We start from the raw sequence: 16,769 nt of genomic DNA, 5'->3' as shown, positions 1-16,769 counted from the left end.
CGTGAGCACCCCCGTTGCGTCCCGGCTGCGCGGTGAGTTCCACGTGCTGCGCGTCGCCGACGTCTCCCGGCTGTGCGACGACGCCGTGGCGGTGACCTTCGCGGTGCCCGACGAGCTCGCCGGGGCGTACGCGTTCCGCGCCGGGCAGTCGCTGACGCTGCGGCGCACCATCGACGGGCGCGAGGAACGGCGCTCCTACTCGATCTGCTCCCCGGAAGGGACCGCACCGCGGATCGGGGTGCGGGAGGTGCCGGACGGGCTGTTCTCCACCTGGCTCGTGCACGACCTGCGCCCCGGCGACGAGGTCGAGGTCGGCACGCCCACCGGGAACTTCACCCCGGAACCGGGCGTGCCCGGCAGGCACGTGCTCATCGCCGCGGGCTCCGGCATCACGCCGATGCTGTCGATCGCGGCGACGGTGCTGCGCGAACCCGACGCCTCGGTGACGCTGCTGTACGGCAACCGGCGGGCCGACACGGTGATGTTCGCCGACGACATCGCCGACCTGAAGGACCGCCACCCGGCGCGGCTGGAGCTGATCCACGTGCTGTCCCGGGAACCGCGCGAGGCCGAACTGTTCACCGGCAGGCTCGACCCGGCGAAGCTCGCCGCGCTCGGCCCGCTGCTCGGTGACCTCGACGCGGTGGACCACTGGTGGCTGTGCGGACCGTTCGAGCTGGTCACCGCCGCCCGCGACCACCTGGTCGGCGCCGGGGTCGCCGAGGACCGCATCCACCTGGAGCTGTTCTTCGTCGACGACGCCCCGCCCGCACCGGTGCGGCATCCGGACGCGGCGGTGGGCGGCGCGGCCAGCGAGGTCACCGTCGTGCTCGACGGCCGGGCCACCACGATCTCGCTGTCCCGCGATGCGTCCATCTTGGACGGTGCGCAGCGCTCCCGGCCCGACCTGCCGTTCGCCTGCAAGGGCGGGGTGTGCGGGACCTGCCGCGCGTTGGTCACCCGCGGCGAGGTCGACATGCGCCGCAACTTCGCCCTGGAACGGTCCGAAGTGGACGCGGGCTTCGTGCTCACCTGCCAGAGCCTGCCCTGCTCCGACGAGGTCACCGTGGACTACGACGCGTGACGATGGCCCCCGCTGCGCGAAGAGAGACGACGTCCTCGACCGCGCCCCGGGACGCCCCCGGCGCGCCGCCACCCACGACGAACGCGGCCTCGCCCGGTACCGCTGACGCCGGCGATCACCGCTGCTCGTCGAGCCATTCGGCGTGGAAGGCGGGCAGGTCGGAGGCCTTGCCGCGGAATTCGGGCGCGCGCTTCTCCCGGAAGGCGGCGACGCCTTCGGCGCCGTCGCCGATGTTGGTGTAGAACATCGCGAGCGAGTCGAGCCGATGCGCGTCGCGCGGGTGCGCGAGGGCGCTGCCGCGGCGCATCAGCTGGCGGGTCAGCGCGGTCGCGACGGGCGAGCGGTCCCTGGTCCAGGCGTCGGCGAGCCGCAGCGCCTCGTCGAGCAGCGCGTCGGGCTCGTGCACGGCGTTCGCGAGCCCGGCTTCCGCGGCGGCCGCCGCGTCGAGGATGTCCGCCCGGTAAGCCAGGTCCAGTGCCCGGGGCAGTCCGACGATGCGCGGCAGGAACCAGGAGGACGCGGCCTCCGGCACGATGCCGAGCCGCCCGAACACGAGGCCGAAGCGCGCCCTGCTCGACATCAGGCGCGCGTCCATCGCCAGCGTCATCGTCGCCCCGATGCCCACGGCGGCGCCGTTGATGGCGGCGATGACGGGCTTGGTGCAGTCGTGCACGGCGAGGGTGACGCGGCCGCCGGTGTCGCGGACGCGGGCCAGCTCCGGATCGGACAGGTCGGCCAGGTCGGTGAGCGTCGGCCGCTTCGACTCGTCCAGGCCGAACACGTTGCCCTCCGCGCTGAGGTCCATGCCGGCGCAGAAGGCGCGCCCGGCACCGGTGACGACGACCGCGCGCACCGAGTCGTCGGCGGCGGCCCGGACGAAGGTCTCCTCCAGCTCGTCGGCCATGGTGACGGTGAAGGCGTTGAGCTGGTCCGGGCGGTCCAGCGTGACGACGAGGACGCCGTCGGTGGTGACGTCGTGGCGGATGGTCTGCATGGTTCGGTTCCTCCTGGTCACGCCGGTGTGATCGCGTCGCCGAGCCGGTGGTGCGCTCCGCGCCGCCGCCGGTGCTCCGCTGCGGGCGGGCCCCGGGGCGGGCACCAGCCCACCACATGCCGCGTGGCGCGCGGTGCGCACCGCGTCCTCAGCCGCGGGCGGGGGGGGGGGCCGGCGCCCGCCCCACGTCGCGCAGCGCGCGGGTGCCGAGCACGGCCGCCAGCACCAGCACCCACACCCCGGCGACGCTGAGCCCGGCGAGGACCGGCGTCCCGTGCTCGGCCACCACCCCGGCCAGCCCGATCCCGGCAGGGGCGGCGACGGTCAGCAGCGTGGTCTTGAGGCTGAGCACCCGCCCGCGCACCGCACCGCTGGTGCGTTCGACCTGCAGCACCCCGACGACCGCGCCGACCACGGAGTTGCCCAGGCCGAGCAAGGCGGCGCCCGCGAACACCGCGGCCGGGGCGAGCAGGGACGCCATCAGCAGGAATCCGGCGGTGGTGAGGGCGAATCCGATCGACAGCCACGTCCGGGTGCCGAGCCGCCGCCCGACGGCGCCGTAGAGCGCCGCGCCGCCCAGCATCCCGGCGGCGAGCGCGGTGAGCACCAGCCCGAGCAGGTCGGGCCGGGCGATGCGGTCGAAGTACAGCGGCATCACCAGGCCCTGCAACCCGCCGAGCGCCACGGCGAGGCCGACGACGATCCCGGATGTGCCGAGCAGGAACCGGCTGCGCCCCACCACGGCGAAGCCCTCGCCGAGTTCCCGCAGCACCGAGCGGCGCGGCGCCGCGGGGGCCTCGACCGCGCCGAGCCCGCGCGGCAGCGTCCGCGTCAGCAGCGCCGCCGCGGCCGAAGTCCCCGCGGTGATCCACAGCACCGAGGTGGCGTCGAAGGTGGCGAGCAGCAGGCCGGCCGCCGCCGGGCCGATCACCAGGGCCGCGGAGGTCGTGGTCTGGCGCAGGCCGATCAACCGGGTCAGGTCGATCCCGGCGTGCCGCGCCACCGCGGGCGCGAGCACTTCGCGCGCCGTCGTGCCGGGCACGTCCCCGAACGAGCCGAGGATCCCCAGCAGGACGAACCAGGTCAGGTTCAGGCCCCACAGCAGGTCGACCAGGGGCAGCGCGGCGACCGATGCGGCGGAGACGAGGTCGGAGACCGCCGAGGCGGTGCGCCGGTCGATCCGGTCGATCACGACCCCGCCGAGCAGGCCGACCACCACGGCGGGAATCGCGGTCGCCCCGGCGAGGACCGCGGTGCCCAGCGGGCTCCCGGTGGTCTGCAGCACGATCAGCGGCAGCGCGACCGCGGCGATCCCGTTGCCGAGCAGGCTCAGCAGGTGCGAGGCGAGGTAGGTGGCGGCGGTGAGCGGCATGCGCCCAGCACACGCCCGGCCGTCGCGGCACGGTCAAGCGGATTCCCGCCCGAAACTCCGTCGCGGCACGTGATCCCGGACACCCGTCCGGCCGATGTGGACGGTGGCGAGGTGCCGCCCGCCCGGTACGGGTCCCGAACGCGAGCAGGTCCGCCCGTGCGGCACGGGCGGACCTGCGTCGAGCGGAACGGGTCAGCGGCTCGCGGCCACCGCCCGCCGGTTCTCGTCCTCCGGCACCTTCAGGTAGCCGACCATGATGAACGCGGCCACGTAGAGCAGGACGAACGCCCACACCACGCCGGCGTTGCCGAGCCCGATGGCGAGCACGACGGCCGGGACGGCCGCGCCGAGGAACGCCGCACCGCCGGCCGCGGTGGTGTACATGGCCATCGCGGCGCCCTTCTGCTCGGGAGCGAGCGCGGGCATGATCGCGCCCATCGGCACGAACCCGGCGAGCAGCGCGCCGAACACGCAGCCCGCGGCGGTCGCGGCCCAGAAGCCCCACGCCGAACCGGCGGGGACCAGGTGCGCCACGTACCACCAGGCGAGCAGGCCGAGCGCGGAGCCGAAGACGCCGAACCACTGCACGGTGCGCCGCCAGCCCCACTTGTCGCCGATGGCGCCGAACACGGCGTTGAGCAGGATGTTCGACGCGTAGACCAGCGTGGTCATGACCAGCCAGCGGGACTGGCCCCAGCCGAGCTCGTCGGCGATGACCGTCGGCAGGATGATGAACATGCCGTACTGCGGCGCGGTGTTGATCAGCCGCACCAGGAAGCCCATCAGGATCTTCGGCCGGCGCGCGGTGAGCCGCAGGCCCGCGGTCAGCACCTCGCCGGTGGACAGCTCCGCGGCGGCGACGCGGCGGTCACCGTGCGGTTCGTGCACCGCGAACTGCGCGATCAGGAAGCCGATCACCACGAGCGCGATGGAGGCGATCATCGCCCCGGTCTCGCCGCCGGTGCCGCCGCCGAAGACGGGGATCATGCCCAGCGCGTAGAGCGAACCCAGCGTGGGCAGGCCACCGGTGAACATCACGTAGAACCAGCCGACGGCCTTGCCGTTGCGCTCCACCGGCGTGACCACGTTGACCCACACCAGGAACGCGAACGCGAACAGCGGATAGCCGAACCCGCGCAGGAAGTAGGTCAGGAACACCAGCGGCATGCTGCCGGTGCCGAGCGCGACCAGGAACAGCGCCTCGAACACCACCCACACGGCGGCGCCGAGCTGCATCACGCGGCGCGGCCCCCACAGGTCGGCCAGCACGCCGGACAGGTAGCTGCCCACCAGCACGGACACGCCGTACATGGAGATGATCGTGCTCACCGTGGTGGCGGGGCTGTCGAGCACGGTCTCGATGTGCGGCGAGATGAAGTTGGTCTCGGTGCCGTTGCCGGTCATGAAGACGAGCACGGCGAAGAATCCCCAGCGCAGCGAGTGCGGGATGCCGACCCGGTCGAGGAAGGTCTCGCGCTGCGCGCCGGTGGTCTCGGTGGTGGTCATGTCAGTCCCGCCCTTCACGCGTTGGGCAGGATCGAGACCTTGACCGACGCACCCGAGGTGTCGGCGACCAGGTCGAGGGCCTGCTGGAATTCGCTCAAACCGAGCTGGTGGGTGCAGATCTCGTCGACCGGGATCTTGCCCTGCTCCAGCAGCTTGATCGCCGCGGGCCAGCAGTGCGGCCCGAGGTGCGCGCCGAGGACGTTGAGCTCCTTGTCGTCGGAGATGATCGACCAGTCGACCGTCACGTCCGAGCCGAACACCGAGTACTCCACGTAGGTCCCGAGCTTGCGCAGCAGGTTCAGCCCCTGCCCGACCGCCGGGGTGGCACCGGTGCCCTCCAGGTAGACGTCGGCGCCGTAGCCCTCGGTCAGCTCGGCGACCTTGGCGACCACGTCGTCCTTCAGCGGGTTGAAGGTGACGTCGGCGCCGCAGCGGCGGCCCAGTTCGAGCTTGTCGTCGTCGAGGTCCAGCGCGACCAGCGTCATCGGGTTCTTCTGCCGCGCACCGGCGATCAGGCCGAGGCCGATGGGGCCGCAGCCCGCGACGACGACCACGTCGCCGAACTTGATGTCGGCGCGCTCCACCGCGTGCAGCGCGCAGGACAGCGGTTCGGCGTAGGCGGCGTGCTCCGGCTTCAGGTCGTGCGAGACCTTGTGCGCGCGGGCCTTCTTCGGCACCAGCGTGTACTGGGCCATGGCGCCGTGGTAGTTGCGGAAGCCGAACATGTCGTGCGGCCCGCACATCCAGTACTCGCCGCGGCGGCAGTACCGGCACTCCTCGCAGGGCACGATCTGCTCGCAGGCGATCCGGTCGCCGACCTCGACCTTGTGGTGCCGCAGCGCCTCCTCGTCACCGGACACGACGGTGCCGACGAACTCGTGGCCGGGGATGATCCCCTTCTGCGCCCAGGCGGCGCGGTTCTCGTCGCCCCAGAACTTCGCGGCGCCGTGGTAGCACTTCAGGTCGCTGGCGCAGACGCCGACCGCTTCCACTTCGATCAACAACTCGCCCGCGGCCGGTGCGGGGACGTCCACCTCTTCCAGGCGGTAGTCCTCCGGGCCGTGGACGACGACAGCCGACATCCGGCTGGGAATGGGGTTCGGCACCTTTGCCTCCAGTGGTTCCACTTCTCGATCATCGATCCGCCCGCCGGAGGGGGCGGATCAGCTCCGTTGCCAGGGGCAGGCTGCTGCACGCGGGGGCGAGGTGCACTCCGCCACCGCGAGCGCCCAGCGGGCCGTGGGCCAACGGGGGAGCGGAGACCGGCGCGGCCGGGGCGGGCCGGACGGGCGGACTCGGCGCGGAGTCCGCTCCTCCGGCGCCGTCCCGGGCCGGCCGGTTCCGCAGGCTCGTCGCCGCCGCCCCGCCCGGTGGGCCGGTGCGGGGCAGCGGGATACGGGGAGGACCCGGCCGTGCCGGGCCGGCGAGGCGCCGATCAGCCGAGCGCTCGTAGGCCGGGTCGTGCTCGCGGCGAGGGGCCGGGCAGCCTCGACCGGAGGCGGTGGTTCGTCCCCACCGCCCGGCCCGGCTCCGGTGAGCCGGTCCTGTCGCGTTGCCGTGCACTGCTCTCCTCGCGCGTCGGACCCCGATGTCGACGAGGTGCTACCTTCGGACCCGCCCCGCTCATCAGTCAACACCGGCCGCTCATATGAGCGGTCGTCACGCCAGTCGGGAGTCCAGGTGGGTCCGGAGCGCCAGATGCTGGCCGCGCTCGTCGCGACGAAGCACTACTTCGAGAAGCGGACGAAGTCCCAGATCGCGGAGGACCTCGCGCTGTCGCGGTTCCAGGTGGCGCGGCTGCTCGACGCCGCGCACGCGGCGGGGATCGTGCGCATCACCGTCGAACTCCCGTCCGGTGTGGACGCCGGGCTCTCGGACCGGCTGCGCCGCCACTTCGGGTTGAAGCGGGCGCTCGCCGTGGTCACGGCCGACGACGCGGCCACCCGGCGGCGCCAGCTCGGCAAGGTCGCCGCCGAGCTGCTCGGCGACGTGGTGACCGAGGACGACTGCCTCGGCGTCGCCTGGGGCCGCACGCTCGGTTCGATCCCCGAGTCGCTGACCCAGCTGGCGACCTGCCCGGTGGTGCAGCTGACCGGGGTCGCCGGTTCGGTCTCGGAGAACACCGTCGAGCTGGTGCGGCAGGTGTCCGCGGTCAACGGCGGCCCGGCGAGCCCGATCTACGCGCCGTTCGTCGTCGCCGACACCACCACGGCCCGCGGGCTGCGCAGCCAGCCCGGGATCGCCCGGGCGCTGGAGCTGCACCGGACGGTGACGCGGGCGGTCGTCGGCGTCGGCAGCTGGGACCCGCCGGATTCGAAGATGCACGACTCGCTGCCGGTGGAGGAGCGGCGGGCGCTGCTCGCCAAGGGCGTGCAGGCCGAGGTGTGCGGGACGCTGCTCAACGTGCAGGGCGGCGTGGTCTCCGGGCTGGAGGACCGCTGCATCGCGATCCCGGCGGAGCTGCTGCGCGCGGTGCCGGAGGTGATCGCCGTCGGCGGCGGCGCCACGAAGACCAAGGCGATGCTCGCGGCGATCCGCTCCGGCCTCATCCACGGCCTCGTCACCGACGCCACCGCCGCCGAGGAGCTGCTCGCGCTCGGGTGAGCCGACCGGGTCCGCCGCTAGCGGACGCCGCCCGCCTCGACCCGCGCGCTCGGCCACCACCTCCGGTCGGTCCTCGGGGAGCTGCGCGCCGCGGCGCGCACCTGGTGAGACCGCCAGCGCGGCGGCGTCAGGACCTGTGCCGCACCGGTTCGGGCAGGAAGGTCCCGCGCTTCAGGCTGCGCTCGATGGTCTCCAGCGACCGGCCCTTCGTCTCGGGCACGCGGAGCAGCACGACCACCCAGGCCAGGACGTTCAGCGCGGCGTAGACCAGCATCGCCCCACCCAGGGTGAGCGCGTTGACGAGGGTGAGCGCCGTCGAGGTGACCAGCAGGTTCGCCCCCCACAGCGCGGCGGCGTGCAGGCCGGTGGCGGCGGGCCGGATCCGCAGCGGGTAGATCTCCGAGCCGATCAGCCAGCCGACGACCTGGATGCCGCCCGCCTGGAAGAACATGAACGCCAGCAGCAGCGCCAGGGCGAGCCACGGGTCCGGCCGCTGGCCGGAGACCAGGAACAGCAGCCCGAACAGCGCGATCGAGATCGCCGACCCGGGCAGCATCGCCAGCATCAGGCTGCGGCGGCCGATCCGGTCGACGACCAGCTTGCCGACCAGCGTCATCACCACGTACACGACGCCGACGCCGACGTTGGCCCACAGCGAGAACCCGGACGAGAAGCCGACCATGGTCAGGATGACCGGCGTGTAGTAGATCATCATCTCCAGCCCGGTGATCTGGGTGAAGATCGCGACCGCCAGGCCCGCGACCAGAGCCGGGCGCAGCCACTTCTCGCCCAGGGCCGACCACGGGCCGCCGCGGGCCTCGTTCTCCCGCTGGAGCACGTGCTCGATCCCGCGCACCTCGCGGTCGGCGGCCGGACCGTCGGGCCGGACCCACCGCAGCACCATCCGCGCCGCGTCGACGTGGTCGTGGTGCACCAGCCAGCGCGGGCTCTCGGGGGCCCGGAGCATGCCGAGGACCAGCAGGACCGCGGGCACCACCGCGACCATGATCTTCCAGTGCCAGCCGGCTTCGCGGAACACCACGTTGACCAGCGCGGCGGAGAGGATGCCGATGCCGATCGCGACGTTGAAGAAGGTGACGAAACCACCGCGGCGCTCCGGCGGGGACAGCTCGGCGATGTAGGTCGGGATGGTCTGGGTGCAGCCACCCACCGCCAGCCCCAGCAGCAGCCTGCTGCCGATCAGCGTCAGCGGTTCGGGGGAGAGCCCGGCCAGCACCACGCCGACCGCGAAGATCACCGCGACGGTGATGATCGTCGACCGGCGGCCGAACCGCATCGCGAACCAGCCCGCGCCGAGCGCGCCCACCACCGCGCCGACCAGGATCGAGGCGGTGATCATCTCTTCGATGGTGTGGCCGGGGATGGTGGCGCCGAACAGCCGGTAGGACTCGGTGATGCCGAAGTCCTGGGCGATCTGGATCAGGGTGCCGGAGATGACCCCGGTGTCGTACCCGTACAGCAGGCCGCCCAGCGCGGCCACGAACGCCACGTAGTACACGTTCCGGATCGGATCCCCCGCGGGCGTCCGGGTGGGCACACCACGCAGGTCCCGCTCCGCCGCCGACAGGTCCGGCTCCTCGTCGAAGCCCGCGAGCTCCGGGTCGTCGGAGCCGCCGTGTTGTTCGGACATCCGCACTCCTCGCAGGCGCTGGAGGGCCGTGGCGGATGCGATGCTATGGCGCCCCGCCCCTGGTCGCAGCGCTGGCAACGTGCTGGTGCCGGAGCGCGGGCGCGGCATCCGGTCCGCCAGGCCCCCGAGGTCCGGGACCACCCACCGAACCTGATTTTGTCTAAGGGATTGTTAACAATCGTGTTCATAGTTTAGGTTGCTCGGCATGCCCACGGAGGACGCCGCACCCGCGGCACCTCGGAGGAGGAATGCCATGCCCGCCGACGCCGGACCGGCCGCGCGCTCGCACCGCCGCGGCGCGCAGACCGCGGTCCCGTGCCTGTTCCTGCGGGGCGGCACCTCGCGGGGACCGTTCTTCGACGAGCGGGCGCTGCCCGCGGACGTTCCCACCCGCGACGCGGTGCTGCTGGCCGCGCTCGGTTCCCCGGACGAGCGGCAGATCGACGGGCTCGGGGGAGCGCACCCGCTGACCAGCAAGGTCGGGATCGTGCGCCCGAGCGAGCGCCCCGGCGTGGACGTGGAGTGGACGTTCGGCCAGGTGCAGCCCGGCGGGAGCACCGTCGACACGACCGCGAACTGCGGGAACATGCTCGCCGCGGTGCTCCCGTTCGCCGTCGAGACCGGCATGGTCGTCCCGGACGCCGACCGCACCACCGCCCGTGTGCTCACCCGCAACACCGGCATGGTCGCCGAGATCACCGTCCGCACTCCCGCCGGGCCGGACGGGACCAGGCACGTCGAGTACGCGGGCGACGCGCGCATCGACGGCGTCCCCGGCACCGCCGCGCCGGTCGAGATCGGGTTCCTGGACACCGCGGGCTCGGTGGCCGGTTCGCTGCTGCCCACCGGGAACACGCGGGACACCGTCGACGTCCCCGGGCTCGGCGCGGTGGACGTGACGCTGATCGACAACGGGCAGCCGCTGGTGGTCGTCCAAGCCGCGCGGCTCGGCTCCACCGGCTACGAGGACCCCGCCGAGATCGACGCCGACGCGGAGCTCCGGGCGAAGGTGGAGGCGCTGCGGCTGGTCTGCGGCCGCGCGATGGGGCTCGGCGACGTCGAGGCGAAGAACTACCCGAAGATGACGCTCGTCGCGCCGCCCCGGCACGGCGGCGACCTGTCCACCCGCAGCCTCATCCCGCGGGTCGCGCACCGCTCGATCGGCGTGCTGGCCGCGGTCACCGCCGCCACCGCGTGCGTGCTGGAGGGCAGCGTCGCCCGCGAGGTGGCCGCCGAGGTCCGCGGCACCGAACCCACCGTCTCGGTGGAGCACCCGTCCGGCGAGTTCAGCGTCACCCTGGGGCTCGACCCCGCCGAACCCGGCCGGGTACTGCGCTCGGGACTGCTGCGCACCGCCCGCCTGCTGATGTCCGGCGAGGTCCTCGTACCCGCCGCCCTCTGGAATCCCGCTGCCGAGGAGCGTTCCGCGTGATCATCGACGTGCACGGCCACTACACCACCGCCCCCGAGCCGCTCGGCCGCTGGCGCGACGCGCAGGTCGCCGGGCTGGCCGACCCGGCGCTGCGGCCCGACCCGGCGGGCCCGATCATCAGCGACGACGAGATCCGCGAGTCCCTGGAAGCCCACCAGCTGCGGCAGATGGACGAGCGCGGCATCGACGTCACCGTCTTCTCCCCGCGCGCCTCGTTCATGGCGCACCACATCGGGGACTTCGCGACCTCCGCGGCGTGGGCGCGGATCTGCAACGACCTGTGCCACCGGGTCTCGGAGCTCTACCCGGAGCGGTTCGCGCCCGGCGCGATGCTGCCGCAGTCGCCCGGGGTCGATCCGGCGACGACCCTGCCCGAGCTGGAGCGGGTGGTGCGGGAACTCGGCGCGGTCGCGGTGAACATCAACCCCGACCCCTCCGGCGGGCACTGGACCGCCCCGCCGCTGACCGACCGGCACTGGTACCCGGTGTGGGAGAAGCTCGTCGAGCTGGACGTGCCCGCGATGGTGCACGTGTCCACCAGCTGCAACGCGGCGTTCCACACCACCGGCGCGCACTACCTCAACGCCGACACCACCGCGTTCATGCAGCTGCTGCAGGGAGATCTGTTCGCCGACTTCCCCGAGCTGCGCCTGGTGATCCCGCACGGTGGCGGTGCGGTGCCCTACCACTGGGGCCGGTTCCGCGGGCTCGCCCAAGCGCTGGGCAAGCCGGAGCCGGAGGAAGCGCTGCTGGGCAACGTCTTCTTCGACACCTGCGTCTACCACCAGCCGGGCATCGACCTGCTGCTGGACGTGATCCCGCACGAGTCGGTGCTGTTCGCCTCGGAGATGGTCGGCGCGGTGCGCGGCATCGACCCCCGCACGGGGCACCACTTCGACGACACCCGCCGCTACGTCGAGCACGCCGGGCTCACCGCCGAATCCCTCGCCGCCATCGAGGCGGGCAACGCCCGCCGCGCCTACCCCCGGCTGGACGCGCGCCTGACCGCGCAGGGCCGCTGAACCGAAGGAGCACCGTGCACGAACTCGGAATCGTCCACCGAACCGTCCAGCGCGCCGACCGGGACGCCGTCGAAGCCCTCGCGGACTTCGGCGTCGCCACGGTCCACGAGGCGCTGGGCCGGGTCGGGCTGCTGCGGCCCTACGTCCGCCCCGTCTACGAAGGGGCGCGGGTCTGCGGCACCGCCGTCACCGCGCTGCTGCAGCCCGGGGACAACTGGATGCTGCACGTCGCCGCCGAGCAGGTGCAGGAGGGCGACGTGCTGGTCGCCGGCTGCACCACGGAATGCGAGGACGGCTTCTTCGGCGAACTGCTCGCCACCTCGCTGCGCGCCCGCGGCGCGAAGGGGCTGGTCATCGACGGCGGTTGCCGCGACGTCGACGAGCTGCGCGCCATGGACTTCCCGGTGTTCTCCCGCGCCATCAACGCGAAGGGCACCGTCAAGGCCACCCTCGGCTCGGTGAACGTGCCGGTCGTCGTCGCCAACGCGCTGGTCGAACCGGGCGACGTCATCGTGGCCGACACCGATGGAGTGGTCGTGGTTCCCGCCGCGAAGGCATCGGAGGTGGCGGCGGCCGCCGCGAAGCGGGAGTCCGGGGAAGCGGGCAAGCGCGCGCGGTTCCAGGAGGGCGAGCTCGGCCTGGACCTCTACGGCATGCGCCCGAAGCTCGAAGCCATGGGACTGACCTACCGGGACTGAACTCCGGGTCCCGGAGCGGGAACCGGCGATCCCGTGCAACGACGCACGCCGCCCCGGCGGCAGGAGGAGAACCCCATGAGCACCGAAGTCACCCCGGGGTGGCTGCCCTGGCACCCGGAACCGAGCACCCCGGCGTTCGTCCCGCCCGCGGGCTCGGTCGACGCGCACTGCCACGTGTTCGGGCCCGCCGCGCGCTTCCCGTTCGCCGCCGAGCGCAAGTACACCCCGGTCGACGCGGGCAAGGAGCAGCTGTTCGCGTTGCGCGACCACCTCGGCCTCTCCCGCAACGTGATCGTGCAGGCCACCTGCCACGGCACCGACAACAGCGCCCTGGTCGACGCGCTGCGGGCCTCCGGCGGCCGAGCCCGCGGGGTGTCCGCGGTGGACGGTGACGTCACCCGCGCCGAGCTGGAGCGGCTGCACGCGGCCGGGGTGCGCGGCGTGCGGTTCAACTTCGTCAAGCGGCTGGTCGACACCGCGCCGACCCGGACCCTGCGGGCCATCGCCGAGAAGATCGCGCCGCTGGGCTGGCACGTCGTGCTCTACTTCGAGGCCCGCGACCTGCCCGACATCGAGGAGTTCGCGCCGAGCCTGCCGGTGCCGATCGTGATCGACCACCTGGGCCGCCCCGACGTCGCGCAGGACCCGGACGGGCCGGAGTTCAGCCGGTTCCTGGAGTTCGCGGACCGCCACCGCGCGTGGGTCAAGGTCTCCTGCCCGGAACGCCTGTCCCGCACCGGCCCGCCCGCGCTCGACGGCGAGCGGCACGCCTACGCCGACGTCGTGCCCTTCGCGCGCCGCGCCGTCGAGGCCTTCCCGGACCGGGTGCTGTGGGGCACCGACTGGCCGCACCCGAACCTCACCGACCACATGCCCGACGACGGGCTCCTGCTCGACCACGTCCCGCGGATCGCGGTCACCCCGCAGCAGCGGCAGGCGCTGCTGGTGGACAACCCGATGCGCCTGTACTGGCCGGACGAGCAGGCCTGATCCACGGCCGGGCGACGAAGCCCGGCCCGCCCCGAGGAGACCGCAGTGCAGCACCCCGTCAACGGCGACGAACGGGCCGCGAACTCGGCGAACCGGCTCGACCGGTTGCCGATCTCCCGGTTCCACCGGACCACGATCGCCGCCCTGGCGTTCGCGTACTTCTTCGAGTTCGCCGACATCAACACCTTCGCCATCACCGCGCCGAAGGTCCGCGAGCAGTGGGGCGCCGACGTCGGCCACATCGCCTACGTGACCTCGCTGTCGTTCGTCGGCATGTTCCTCGGGTCGGTGGTGGCCGGTGGGATGGCCGACCGGCTGGGCCGGAAGCGGACGCTGACGTTGACCACGGTGTGGTTCTCGGTGTGGTCGCTGGCGACGGTGTTCGCCTGGGACATCGCCTCGATGGGCGTGTTCCGGGTGCTGACCAGCGCCGGGCTCGCCGCGATGACCGTGGTCGCGGTCGTGTACCTCAACGAGCTGTTCCCGCGGGCGAAGCGCGGCAAGTTCCAGGCCTACGTGATCATGATCGGCATCTGCGGGACCCCGGTCACCAACCTGATCGCCGCGCTGGTCGTGCCGATGGGGGAGCAGACCTGGCGGCTGGTGTACCTGTGGGGCGCGCTCGGCGTGCTGTTCCTGTTCTTCCTGCGCAAGCTCGTCGAATCCCCGCAGTGGCTGGAGAACCGCGGCCGCCGCGCGGAGGCCGAGGCGGTCCTGCGGCGGCTGGAGGACGAGGCCGTCGACGAGCACGGCGCCCTGCCCGCCGCCGCCGAACCGGTCGCGGCGGCGGCCACCGCGAAACCGGGGCTGCGCCTGCTCAAGCAGCGCAAGTTCCTGTTCCCGACCGTGCTGCTCTCGGTCCTGTGGATCACCCAGACCATCGGGTTCTTCGGCTTCTCCTCGTGGGCGCCGACGCTGCTGGCCGCCGAGGGCGTCAGCGTGGAGGACTCCATCTTCTTCGTCGCGCTCACCACCGTCGGCGCGCCGCTCGGGTCGTTCCTGGCCGCGCAGGTCACCGATCGGTTCGAGCGCAAGTGGGCGCTGGTGGTCTTCGGCCTGATCATCGCCGGTTCCGGCCTGCTGTACGGGTTGACGTTCCTGCCGGTGCTGGTCGTCGTGTTCGGCTTCCTGGTGAACCTCTTCGAACGCGGCTACACCTCGCTGGCCTACGCCTACTCGCCGGAGCTCTACGACACCGGCGGCCGGTCGCTGGGCACCTCGATCTCCTACGGGCTGGGCCGGTTGTCCAACGCCTTCGGGCCGCTGATCATCGCCGCGCTCTACAGCGGCCACGGTTACCGGACCGTCTTCTACTTCATCGCGGGAACCTGGGTGGTGGGGGCGATCGCGCTAGCGCTGTTCGGACCCGCCACCCGCAAGATCCGGCTGCGCGCCGAGTCGGCGGCGCCGGAACCCGCCACCGGTCGCTGAACCCTTCGGAGGAGAGGTCGCATGAACCCGGTCCCGGAAGAGCCAGCCCAGGAGAACCCGCTCCCGGAGCACCCCGTCCCGAAGAACCCCGTCCCGGAGCAGCTCACCACCCTCGCGCGGATGGTCGCCGACACGACCACGCGCCCGCCGCTCGGCGACGTCGCCCACCTCGGGCACGTCCAGCTGTTCACGCCGTGCCCCGCGGACACGGTGGCCTTCTGCACCGAATTCCTCGGGCTCACCACCACCGCGCAGGACGGGGACCACACCTACCTGCGCACCTGGGACGACTACGAGCACCACAGCCTGGTGGTGACCCGCCGCGACCGGCCGGGCGTCGGCCGCACCGCGCTGCGCTGCTCCTCCGCCGAAGCCCTGGAGCGCCGCACGGCGGCGGTGCGGGCCGCGGGCGGCAGCGGGCGGTGGGTGCGCGACGAACCCGGTATCGGTCCACTGTGGACCACGGTCGACCCGGACGGGCACGAGATCGCGCTCTACCACGAGACGTCCTGGTACGAGGCGCCCGACGAACTCGCGCCCGCGCTGAAGAACCAGCCGCAGGCCAAACCCGGCCACGGCGTCGGAGTCCGCAGGCTCGACCACGTCAACTACCTCGCCGCCGACGTCGCGCGGGCCAGCGGCTTCCTCGTCGACGTGCTCGGTGCCCGCCCCACCGAGCAGATCCGGCTGGACGACGGCGAGATCGCCGCCCGCTGGCAGACCTTCACCCAGAAGTCCTACGACCTCGTGCACACCAAGGACCGCACCGGCTCCTCGGGACGGCTGCACCACATCGCCTTCGCCACCGACACCCGCGAGGACGTGCTGCGCGCCGCCGACCTCGCCGTCGACACCGGCGTGTTCATCGAGACCGGGCCGCACAAGCACGCCATCCAGCAGACCTTCTTCCTCTACGTCTACGAACCCGGTGGCAACCGGGTCGAGCTGTGCAACCCGCTGACCCGCCTGGTGCTCGCCCCCGACTGGCCGCTGATCACCTGGACCGAGCGGGAACGGGCGCGGGGCCAGGCCTGGGGCCTGCAGACCATCGAGTCCTTCCACACCCACGGCACACCGCCGGTCGACTGACCCCGCGTCGTCCGGCGGTTCTCCGGCCGGACCGTTCGAAGCTCGGCAGTTCTCCACCTCGACAGGTCCCCACCCGGTAGTGCACAGGTCGGCAGCGAGGAGCCCGCCATGAACCGGACCACGACCACCCCCGACCCGACCGCCCGGCGGCGCGCGGTCGTCATCGCGCTGTGCTGGGCGCTGGTGCTGCTCGACGGCATCGACACCTTCGTCTACGGCTCGGTGCTGCCCGAGATGATCGGCTCCGGGCAGCTCGGGCTCACCGACGCGACCGCGGGCGAGATCGGCAGCGCCACCACCTTCGGGATGCTCGTCGGCACCGTCCTGTCCGGCACCGTCACCCGCTGGGTAGGGCGCCGCCCGGCGGTCTTCGCCTCGGTGGCGCTGTTCACCGCCGCGACCCTCGGCTCCGGGCTGGCCGGGAGCGCGGTCGCGTTCGGGTTCTGCCGGCTGCTGTGCGGTTTCGGGCTCGGTGCGCTGCTGCCGATCGCCATCGCCTACGGCATGGAGTTCTGGCCGGGGAACCGCCGGGCGCTGGCCACCGGGGTGATCATGACCGCGCACCAGGCGGGCGGGGCGCTCGCGCCGCTCATCGCGCTGGTGCTGGTCGACACCGCCGGGTGGCGCTGGGTGTTCGTCGCGGGCGCGGTGCCCGCGGTGGTGCTGTTACCGGTGGCGGTCCGGCTGCTGCCGGAGTCCCCGGCGATCCTGGCCGCCCGCGGCAGGTCGCAGGAAGCGGCCGCGGTCTCGGCCGAGCACGGCCTCGCTTCGGCCGCTCCCGTCCCGGCCGCTCCCGTCCCGGGCGCGCCCCCCCGGGGGGGGGCGGGCCGCGGGGGGGGGCGGGGGGGGGGGGGGCGCGGCGGGGGGGGGGCGGGGGGGCGGGGGGGGGGGGGGGT

At 73.1% G+C, this 16,769-nt stretch carries 14 protein-coding genes (1 of these 14 only partly in view); 9 read left to right on the top strand and 5 right to left on the bottom strand.

Annotated features, from left to right (window positions below; all coding sequences use genetic code 11):
• Position 1 precedes the first annotated feature (1 nt).
• Complete coding sequence (paaE, locus tag LCD35_RS07340; RefSeq protein WP_224955757.1) at positions 2 to 1,084, top strand: 1,2-phenylacetyl-CoA epoxidase subunit PaaE; 1,083 nt, start codon at positions 2 to 4, stop codon at positions 1,082 to 1,084.
• 115 nt (positions 1,085 to 1,199) lie between these two features.
• On the opposite strand, the gene LCD35_RS07335 is transcribed toward paaE, so the two are convergent.
• The 4 genes from LCD35_RS07335 to LCD35_RS07320 all read right to left on the bottom strand — a co-directional run bounded on the left by LCD35_RS07335 (position 1,200) and on the right by LCD35_RS07320 (position 6,062).
• Positions 1,200 to 2,078, bottom strand: coding sequence for a crotonase/enoyl-CoA hydratase family protein (locus LCD35_RS07335; RefSeq protein ID WP_224967023.1), 879 nt, complete (start codon positions 2,076 to 2,078; stop codon positions 1,200 to 1,202).
• A 148-nt stretch (positions 2,079 to 2,226) separates the two neighbouring features.
• Positions 2,227 to 3,450, bottom strand: a complete 1,224-nt coding sequence (locus tag LCD35_RS07330) for an MFS transporter (protein WP_225043940.1) — start codon at positions 3,448 to 3,450, stop codon at positions 2,227 to 2,229.
• Between the two features lie 192 nt (positions 3,451 to 3,642).
• Positions 3,643 to 4,956 carry an RbtT/DalT/CsbX family MFS transporter gene (locus LCD35_RS07325; protein WP_224955754.1) on the bottom strand — a complete coding sequence of 438 codons (1,314 nt, stop codon included), beginning with the start codon at positions 4,954 to 4,956 and terminating at the stop codon, positions 3,643 to 3,645.
• Between the two features lie 14 nt (positions 4,957 to 4,970).
• Positions 4,971 to 6,062, bottom strand: a complete 1,092-nt coding sequence (locus LCD35_RS07320; RefSeq protein ID WP_225043939.1) for an alcohol dehydrogenase catalytic domain-containing protein — start codon at positions 6,060 to 6,062, stop codon at positions 4,971 to 4,973.
• Between the two features lie 574 nt (positions 6,063 to 6,636).
• Here LCD35_RS07320 and LCD35_RS07315 point away from each other — a divergent pair.
• On the top strand, positions 6,637 to 7,560 hold the full coding sequence (locus LCD35_RS07315; RefSeq protein ID WP_224955752.1) for a sugar-binding transcriptional regulator: 924 nt from the start codon (positions 6,637 to 6,639) through the stop codon (positions 7,558 to 7,560).
• A 127-nt stretch (positions 7,561 to 7,687) separates the two neighbouring features.
• On the opposite strand, the gene LCD35_RS07310 is transcribed toward LCD35_RS07315, so the two are convergent.
• Positions 7,688 to 9,211, bottom strand: coding sequence for a sugar porter family MFS transporter (locus tag LCD35_RS07310; protein ID WP_224955751.1), 1,524 nt, complete (start codon positions 9,209 to 9,211; stop codon positions 7,688 to 7,690).
• 253 nt (positions 9,212 to 9,464) lie between these two features.
• Between LCD35_RS07310 and LCD35_RS07305 the strand changes: the two genes are divergently transcribed.
• The 7 genes from LCD35_RS07305 to LCD35_RS07275 form a co-directional block, all read left to right on the top strand.
• The gene (locus tag LCD35_RS07305) at positions 9,465 to 10,643 is read left to right on the top strand and encodes a 4-oxalomesaconate tautomerase (RefSeq protein WP_225043938.1); all 1,179 of its coding nucleotides are present in this window, start codon (positions 9,465 to 9,467) and stop codon (positions 10,641 to 10,643) included.
• On the top strand, positions 10,640 to 11,665 hold the full coding sequence (locus LCD35_RS07300) for an amidohydrolase family protein (RefSeq protein WP_225043937.1): 1,026 nt from the start codon (positions 10,640 to 10,642) through the stop codon (positions 11,663 to 11,665). Before LCD35_RS07305 ends, LCD35_RS07300 begins: the two co-directional genes overlap by 4 nt.
• A 14-nt stretch (positions 11,666 to 11,679) precedes the next feature.
• Positions 11,680 to 12,363 (top strand): 4-carboxy-4-hydroxy-2-oxoadipate aldolase/oxaloacetate decarboxylase, encoded by a 684-nt coding sequence (gene ligK, locus LCD35_RS07295; RefSeq protein WP_224955748.1) that lies wholly within the window; start codon positions 11,680 to 11,682, stop codon positions 12,361 to 12,363.
• A 75-nt stretch (positions 12,364 to 12,438) separates the two neighbouring features.
• Positions 12,439 to 13,353, top strand: a complete 915-nt coding sequence (locus LCD35_RS07290; RefSeq protein ID WP_224955747.1) for an amidohydrolase family protein — start codon at positions 12,439 to 12,441, stop codon at positions 13,351 to 13,353.
• A 45-nt stretch (positions 13,354 to 13,398) separates the two neighbouring features.
• Positions 13,399 to 14,784 carry an MFS transporter gene (locus LCD35_RS07285; protein ID WP_225043936.1) on the top strand — a complete coding sequence of 462 codons (1,386 nt, stop codon included), beginning with the start codon at positions 13,399 to 13,401 and terminating at the stop codon, positions 14,782 to 14,784.
• A gap of 21 nt (positions 14,785 to 14,805) precedes the next feature.
• Positions 14,806 to 15,873, top strand: coding sequence for a VOC family protein (locus LCD35_RS07280; RefSeq protein WP_225043935.1), 1,068 nt, complete (start codon positions 14,806 to 14,808; stop codon positions 15,871 to 15,873).
• 108 nt (positions 15,874 to 15,981) lie between these two features.
• Positions 15,982 to 16,769 carry the 5' portion of an MFS transporter gene (locus tag LCD35_RS07275; protein ID WP_225043934.1) on the top strand. 184 nt of this gene lie beyond the right edge of the window, so the window shows 788 of its 972 coding nt (coding positions 1-788); the start codon lies at positions 15,982 to 15,984; the stop codon falls past the right edge of the window.

Origin of the sequence: Saccharopolyspora sp. 6V (genome assembly GCF_020176785.1) — a bacterium.
Classification (GTDB): Bacteria; Actinomycetota; Actinomycetes; order Mycobacteriales; family Pseudonocardiaceae; genus Saccharopolyspora_C; species Saccharopolyspora_C gregorii.
The sequence above is the reverse complement of the archived record's forward strand: the minus strand, read 5'-3'. Positions and strand labels throughout refer to the sequence as shown.